Origin of the sequence: Vibrio sp. 10N.239.312.C11, from assembly GCF_041466065.1 — a bacterium.
Taxonomy (GTDB): Bacteria; Pseudomonadota; Gammaproteobacteria; order Enterobacterales; family Vibrionaceae; genus Vibrio; species Vibrio tasmaniensis_A.
Window position 1 is genome coordinate 1 of record NZ_JBFSRZ010000096.1, and the last position, 6,910, is coordinate 6,910.

General features: G+C 41.9%; 6 protein-coding genes and 2 pseudogenes. 6 read left to right on the forward strand and 2 right to left on the reverse strand.

The genetic code is table 11. The features are described from left to right. Positions 1–105: 105 nt before the first annotated feature. Positions 106–349, reverse strand: a pseudogene (locus tag AB6D07_RS22255) (IS110 family transposase); the annotation flags it as partial. A 259-nt stretch (positions 350–608) separates the two neighbouring features. On the opposite strand from AB6D07_RS22255, the gene AB6D07_RS22260 reads away from it, so the two are divergent. The 6 genes and pseudogenes from AB6D07_RS22260 to AB6D07_RS22285 all read left to right on the forward strand — a co-directional run bounded on the left by AB6D07_RS22260 (position 609) and on the right by AB6D07_RS22285 (position 5,593). Then, positions 609–770, forward strand: a complete 162-nt coding sequence (locus AB6D07_RS22260; RefSeq protein ID WP_017053110.1) for a hypothetical protein — start codon at positions 609–611, stop codon at positions 768–770. A gap of 97 nt (positions 771–867) precedes the next feature. After that, positions 868–2,523 carry an SgrR family transcriptional regulator gene (locus tag AB6D07_RS22265; RefSeq protein ID WP_017103371.1) on the forward strand — a complete coding sequence of 552 codons (1,656 nt, stop codon included), beginning with the start codon at positions 868–870 and terminating at the stop codon, positions 2,521–2,523. 68 nt (positions 2,524–2,591) lie between these two features. Then, entirely contained in the window at positions 2,592–3,218 is a 627-nt protein-coding gene (locus AB6D07_RS22270; protein WP_017053112.1) for a LysE family translocator, read from the forward strand. 88 nt (positions 3,219–3,306) lie between these two features. Then, positions 3,307–3,972: a glutathione S-transferase N-terminal domain-containing protein gene (locus tag AB6D07_RS22275; RefSeq protein WP_017053113.1), complete on the forward strand. Its 666-nt coding sequence runs from the start codon at positions 3,307–3,309 to the stop codon at positions 3,970–3,972. A 38-nt stretch (positions 3,973–4,010) separates the two neighbouring features. Further along, positions 4,011–4,593 (forward strand): annotated as a pseudogene (locus AB6D07_RS22280) (hypothetical protein). 517 nt (positions 4,594–5,110) lie between these two features. After that, on the forward strand, positions 5,111–5,593 hold the full coding sequence (locus tag AB6D07_RS22285; RefSeq protein WP_017103369.1) for a tetratricopeptide repeat protein: 483 nt from the start codon (positions 5,111–5,113) through the stop codon (positions 5,591–5,593). Positions 5,594–6,147: 554 nt separating this feature from the next. On the opposite strand, the gene AB6D07_RS22290 is transcribed toward AB6D07_RS22285, so the two are convergent. Next, a partial coding sequence (locus tag AB6D07_RS22290) for a hypothetical protein (protein WP_372140755.1) occupies positions 6,148–6,910 on the reverse strand: 763 nt, incomplete at its 5' end.

Sequence of the window (6,910 nt, forward strand, 5' to 3'; positions counted from 1 at the left end):
GCTGATCAGATCGTAGGTTCTTGATTTAGTTCCATTGAATTACGCAACAAAGCCACTGACCTTTGAAAAGGCATCGAAGACTTGCTCGGTATCCGCAATACGTTAGTTAAGTTGTTCAAGGTGATAGTACGCGTCAGCAATAACAGTTCGATCTAAGTGTGGAAGTTCGTTTTCAGCATCTTCCAGCGTGAGGGGAACTGGTTTCATTAAAGAAAATCGTCCGCCCGTAATAATGAGACCGAATTTAGACAGTAACGCTCGAATACTGTTCATTAGAGTAGTACGTTCACGTACCCAATACTTACGCACGATGAACAGAGTCAGGAGATTTGGTAGGAACAAAGCGGGTTACGTAACCTTTGAGCCCCATGTTGGCAAGCCTACCTACGTTTGCTCTGATGAAGATGTAGTGTCGATTGCTAATATTGAATGTGACTGGGATTGATCTACCTCTACGTGTTTATTGAATTAGTTGGTTTGGTGGCAGATGAAAAATAGAGCCTTCCTTTATTAATTAAAAGATGAACTATTCACAGTAAAGCGAACGTTATTACTTCGGGTTTATTCACTGATAATAGCGACATGATCCCCTGCTGTGTGAGTGAACCATGAATCCATTAGATTACACCTTCTATACTTTAAATGCGAAACAGTACTTACCAGAACAACCTCAAACGATGACAGTGATACAAACTCAAAGCCGTCCGCGTTTATCTGGTATAGTTTTCTTGGTGGGCTTCTTAGTTGGTCAGCTAGTCCACCTATATTAAACTCGGACTCTGAGATGACAAAAAGAACAATTTTACGTTATTTCGTCAAGTGTCAGAGTGAGCCGTCGTATCTAATGAACATATTTTTGAGGTTGACATGGTAGGTTCTCAGTCGTTGTCTACGAGTCATCTACAACGCTTAAAGCAACTCGAGAAACATTTTTTTCGCAATGAAACTTATGATGTCGATATCGTCACCCTTGCCGAAATTCTGGTCTGTTCAGAAAGGTACGTGAGTAAGCTAATGGCTGCCTTTGAGAGTTTTGGGCTTATCCATTGGGCTGCGGGCCAGGGACGTGGCCATCGTTCTAAACTGACACTACTCAAAAGTTTTGAGGCCTCACTGCTGACTCAGTTAGAGCAAATGGCTCGGTCTGGCAGAATGAATCAGGCATTTCGGCTAGCCACTCAATTTGGCGAAGTCCACCTGTTTCAAGATCACATACCTCTCTGGTTAGGGGACGCACAACAGGAACTGAAAAAGCAGAACACTTTAATGTATTTAGTGCCATATATGCTGCCTGAATGGCATCCACATTTGGCACAGTCCGCTCGTTCTATTTTATTGATCGAAAGCGTGTTCGATACCTTAGTGCGCTATGACCCCATTCAAAATGATATTGTGCCTCACATCGCACACCAATTTCATTTCAGCGACAAACAAATCCGTCTTCGCATTCGCACTGACATAATGATGCACAATGGAGAAGCGCTGACACCGGAGCTGGTCAAAAAAAATATCGAGATGCGTCTCAACACGCCTCACCCATATCAAATTTTATTTCGCCATGTCGAGCGGATTGACATAGATAAACAGTGGGTCATTTTCTCTATGCGTCAATCTGACCCAGTTTTGCTTCATTTATTAGCCGATTCTCACAGTGCGATTTTTGATTATCAGGCATCAAAACCTATCGGGTGTGGAGCATATCGGGCCGAAAGTCTGGAAAAACAGTATTGGAGTTTGGTTCGTAACAACCACTATTTTGGCTTTGGTGGCCATATTGAACGAGTAGAGTTTTGGTGTAGCGATGCACAACCTCAAACGCCTATGCACGTGGCAGAACTGCTCTATTGCGAATCTCAACCCGCTCAGCCACAAAAAGTCGATCGCAGTGGGTGTACTGTTTTTCAGTTTCATCATCATGCAAACGCCTTGTCCGCTCAAGAAAGAGCCTGGCTTGTTCATCATAGTCGACGTTTTACGCTTGATGGCCCAAAAAGATCAGCGAACAGCGTGATGGATTGCCATCAAGACAAGGGATTTCACTTGTTCAATCACGACATGAAACTGCCGGCTCGCCCGGTGGTCATTGAAGTGGTAGACAGTCATATGAGGGAGTTGCAACCTTTGCTTGATGCGTTGTCTCAAAAAGGGGTTATTTGGCAGGTATATCTTCAAGGACAGTCTCAAGATGTGGCTGTTGATGTCTCTTACGACTGTTACGTATTTGGCGACGACCTGACGTTCCAGTATTACGAATGGCTACTTTGCGGCAATGTGTTTAGCCTATGTTTGCCTGAACGTGGAAAACAAAGCCTATTAACCTTTATTGATATGCTCATGCAGGAAAGTAACGACAGTGAGGAATTTCTGCACAAGCTGTATCGAGCGGAGGATTGGCTTATTCAGAACTATTATTATTGCCCTCTCTGGCGCAATCATTTCACCGTCACTCGAGCGGACAATTTGTATGGCACAGAAACAAACAATATGGGTGTCATGTCTCTGGTGAATATGTGGTTGGAGTAATCGCTGGTATGGTAGTGTTTGAGTGGCAATTTTGTTTGCAGTGTTTAACGGATAATTAAGGATAGAAAATGGATTTTAACGTTTGGCTCAGTTTTGTCGCAGCCTCCCTCATTCTTACCGCAACACCGGGGCCTAGCATATTTTTAGGTATTGCACATGCACTGAGATATGGTCATAAACGTGTGTTATATACCGCCCTTGGGGATATCTCTGCTAACTTTATTCAAATGGTGTTAGTTGCCTTGGGTTTAGGAGTCATCCTTGCGAGTTCGGTAATGGCATTTACTGTCATTAAAGTCTTTGGTGTCATGACCTTGGTTTACATGGGGCTAAAAATGCTCCTCGTTAAACCCAAACAAGTTGAGCGCTTAGACCTCAACGACTCGGATTTGCAGGCCTCGAACAAAAAGTTGTTCTATTCTGGCTTTTTAGTCGCCGCTGGTAATCCCAAAGCCATCATATTCTTCTCTGCTTTTTTTCCGCAATTCATCAACCCTGACTTGCCAGTGTTACCTCAACTGATGGTGATGTGCCCAACCATGGCATTTCTTGATTTCAGCTTAGTAATGTTTTATGCATTTTCGGCCAGGCGCATTGTTAATGCGAGCAGACTATCTCTTAACACTGTGACCAGAGGAAGTGGTGCTTTACTGCTCGGAGCCGCAGGTATTCTAGCAGTTAAAGAACCCACTTAATCTCGACTGAGAACCGCGTTCAAGATTGAACACACTGTGCCCAGCACAACCATTACACCTATTTAGCAACTCTCGGAGTAAGACACTTATGATCACTTTTTACGAACTGTGTGGGGACGATGGCTTAAAATTCAGTCCTTATTGTTGGCGAACGAAAATGTGCTTGATACACAAAAATATAGCGTTTGATACCACTGACCTATCTTTTGTCGACCTTCAGGCTAAGTTTAAGGGGCAATTTTCTACACTCCCCGCCATCAAAGATGGTGAAACGGTACTCTCTGATTCGTTTAACATCGCTGATTATCTTGAGGCTCACTACCCTGAATTACCCTCATTATTTGGCGGTAAAAAAGGGCGTTTAATGGCACTTTTTTTCCATGAGTGGGCAGCATCATTACATTCGGACATTGCCAAAATTGCCATCTTCGACATTTACTGCAAGCTTAAAGATCGAGATAAAGAATACTTTCGTTCCTCTAGAGAGAAACACTTTCAGGACAGCTTGGAAAATGTACAAAACAACAACCAAGATTTAGCAAAGGCCGATTTACTCAAAAAAATGAGAGTACTGGAATCTTATTTAGCTAAGACACGATATTTATCGGGCGATGCGCCCATGTATTCAGACTATATCGTCTATGGAACGTTGAAGTGGCTGCTGTCTACGAGTAACGCTTTCACAGAGGAAATGCTGACTAACCATGTTTTAAAGTGGTATGACTGCCTAGATAGGATTGGCACTGGAATTTAAACATGCTTAAGACAGCGACGGAAATGTGAACGCATCGCATAGTTTCATGTTCAAGCTTTGCATCAAGTGAGATCGTTGATAATTTTTCGCACATAGGATTTGGCTATACAAGGAGCTAGTTTTAAGTCGGGGGCGTTAAAACCTTACCTTAACGATAAGTATGACAATACAGAGAGTAAGACGATGGGAGGGTTATACTTAGATGTCAGCGCTCAAGTTTTCGATTACGTATTCATCGAAGGAAAAGCAGATTTTCTCACTCGATTTAGTTCGGAGGTAGATAGTTGGTAAGCCGGCGGAGGACTCATTGGGCGTTTGGGAGGGGTAATGGCAAGTTCTTTATCCTGTGGCGCAGTAAACTATCGTGCTGATAGTGATTACAGTTCACCATATTCCGAGCATGGAACATACTGTCAAGCGATGGTTAGAAAACAAATAGCTAATCATTGGCAGATGGGAGTTTCCTATCAGCATGATTTCTTAGATCTAGCAAGAGATGAGTTCAAGTGGAATAACGTCTTTCAATTCGGCTCAGTGTCTGGCTTAGTCGCAAATTTAGAATATGCAGAGCGTGAGAAAGCGGAAGTGAGCTATGAGCTTGGGTTGCAGTTCTCATTTTAACGTATGCGCATCGCAATAATTAACGTCATTATAGATCTGAATATTGGGGCTATAGTAAGCTAGACTTAGCCACCGCTTGAAAATCATCTCTATATAAAATCGTACCTATATCCGAATATTGTAATACTGAGACATTGGTATCATATTCTTCTAATATGTACTTTAACTCGTACATGATCGATATGTATTGGGTACTAGAGTCTAAAAACCAAGAAATTGCATTTCGTGGCCATGATTTTTCTTCAAATGGTGGGCAAGGTAAAGAGGAATTGAGTTGAGAAAATATTTGTTCGATATGTTCTCTATGATATTCATGGAGTATTAGATCTTCCTCGAGCATTAATCTCGCCTGTGTAATGATGCCATGAGTATTCTGCAACTGTTTTTCTTCATTATTGCTAGCGATAAATCTAATGTACATAACCTTGTTACTCTTTGGGTTAGTTAGTGCCTAAATTAATATAAGACGGACAGAATTCTTGAAACTGTAGCATAGTTAATGGGAGGTAACACACGTATGAGAACAAGAATAAATGAAGCTATCTTGCTGAGAAAAAAAGGGAGCTATAAAGAGTCTCGTCAGTTATTACGCACGGTGTTAGCGAATTCCTCCTATGCGCCTTCCGCGCATTTGAATATTGCTTGGTCCTACGATAACGAAGGTAAAGAACAACAAGCTGTAGAGCACTATCGGTTAGCATTAAAGGGGCTGCTTTCACCTAACGAGCGATTTGATGCTTTGTTTGGTTTAGCGAGCACTTACAGAAGCCTCGGTTGTTATGGAGATGCGCTGGATTACTTTCAACAAACGATTACCGAGTTCCCAAGTAATTTAGAAGCTCAGCCTTTTTACGCGATGTGTTTATATAACTTAGGTAGACATAAGGAGGCAACCGCTTTGCTTCTTAATTTGTTGGTATCGACAACTGATAATCAGTCAATAAAAGAATACCAAAGAGCAATACTGCTGTATGCAGAAGACCTTGATAAAAAGTGGTAAATATTGCGTTCCTACGTATATTTGTTCGTCTAACCGTGGAGTAGACACAATAGCGAGGTTCTAGTCATGAATTCTAAGGTTTTGGATCTCGATAACTGATTAACTGCTGTTTCAGCCCTAAAAGAGAGAGGCTAAGGTTTCGACTTATCATGAAAGAGAGTGGTGTCAATCTGATGATATGGATAAATAAGTGGCAAACCTACCTCCACTTTCACCTAGGTATCGTGTAAAAAATCTTGATCAGCTTTCTTTTGGTTCTCAGCGTAAAACAGCACAAGAAAAATAGGGAGAAATCATCCTTGTCCTTGTGGAAGTGGAAGTGGAAAAAAATACAAACGATGCTGCATTTCGTAAAGATATAACTATTTCTTCTTTTATAGTATAGATGGGCTTTTGTGAGCTAGATTTTGACCAAACTCAGCTTATCCGAACTGCATGGCTTGGAGCATCAACTCTAAGCCATTTCTGTCCAACAATGTTTTAGAAAGGGGAATTAGTTCATGGAACGCTGATAACAAAAAAGAAAGTAGCAGCCGAGCTACTTTCAATTATACCTACCCCGTAATAGCCCACTCACCGAATGGAACATTGTGAGCCTTTATCGTATTCCCTAAGAGAACTTTCCTCACTTGCCAACCGTGGCGAATGTAATCACGATCAGATAGAAAGTAACCATCTCCCGACCAATGGGGCTGTCTGTGTTCTAAGCTCTGATTTTTATCATGTAGAAACTGAGTATCTGAATGGCTCAAACAAGCCTTTCTTAGTTCAGGGAACAGATTACGAGTATGTTTTGACCATGCAAGGATAATGGTTCTTACGGTTTTGGTTTGATGGTAACCACCAAAAGGATCGCTGTTGTCAGAGTCGTATTCTGTAAGGGTGGCAACAATCACCGCTTTCGCCCAATCAGGCACATCTAGGTCGTCCTGAAATTCTTGTTCTTTTTGACGGTGAAGCTCGAAGGCTTTTTGCTGCTCTATTCGTTTAAGCTCCTCTTGCTTTTGTTCTTCAGCCTTAGCGTTTGCTGTGGCCTCTTTTGCTTTATGCCGTGCAATCAATATTAGTTGTTGATCAAAGTGGTATTGCTTTAACTGTTCAACGATTTTCTGGTAGTGATTAGCTGGTGGTCGCTTTTCCAGTTGAGCTTTGTATTGCTCTCTTTCGTCATACTCCATTATAGCTAGGCAATGCTCAGCAAAGCCTTGGTCATTACCACCACAACCTAAATCAAGACGACACTCATAGATATCTTGATTAGATGTCAACGCCAGTTTAAAATTGACCCACTTATCGGCGTTATCGCCGAAGTAAAAC

What these genes read in the sequence shown, in the direction of transcription:
- AB6D07_RS22260 (WP_017053110.1), top strand. Translation starts at nt 609, where the DNA reads ATGAATCCATTAGATTACACCTTCTATACTTTAAATGCGAAACAGTAC.
- AB6D07_RS22265 (WP_017103371.1), top strand. Translation starts at nt 868, where the DNA reads ATGGTAGGTTCTCAGTCGTTGTCTACGAGTCATCTACAACGCTTAAAG.
- AB6D07_RS22270 (WP_017053112.1), top strand. Translation starts at nt 2,592, where the DNA reads ATGGATTTTAACGTTTGGCTCAGTTTTGTCGCAGCCTCCCTCATTCTT.
- AB6D07_RS22275 (WP_017053113.1), top strand. Translation starts at nt 3,307, where the DNA reads ATGATCACTTTTTACGAACTGTGTGGGGACGATGGCTTAAAATTCAGT.
- AB6D07_RS22285 (WP_017103369.1), top strand. Translation starts at nt 5,111, where the DNA reads ATGAGAACAAGAATAAATGAAGCTATCTTGCTGAGAAAAAAAGGGAGC.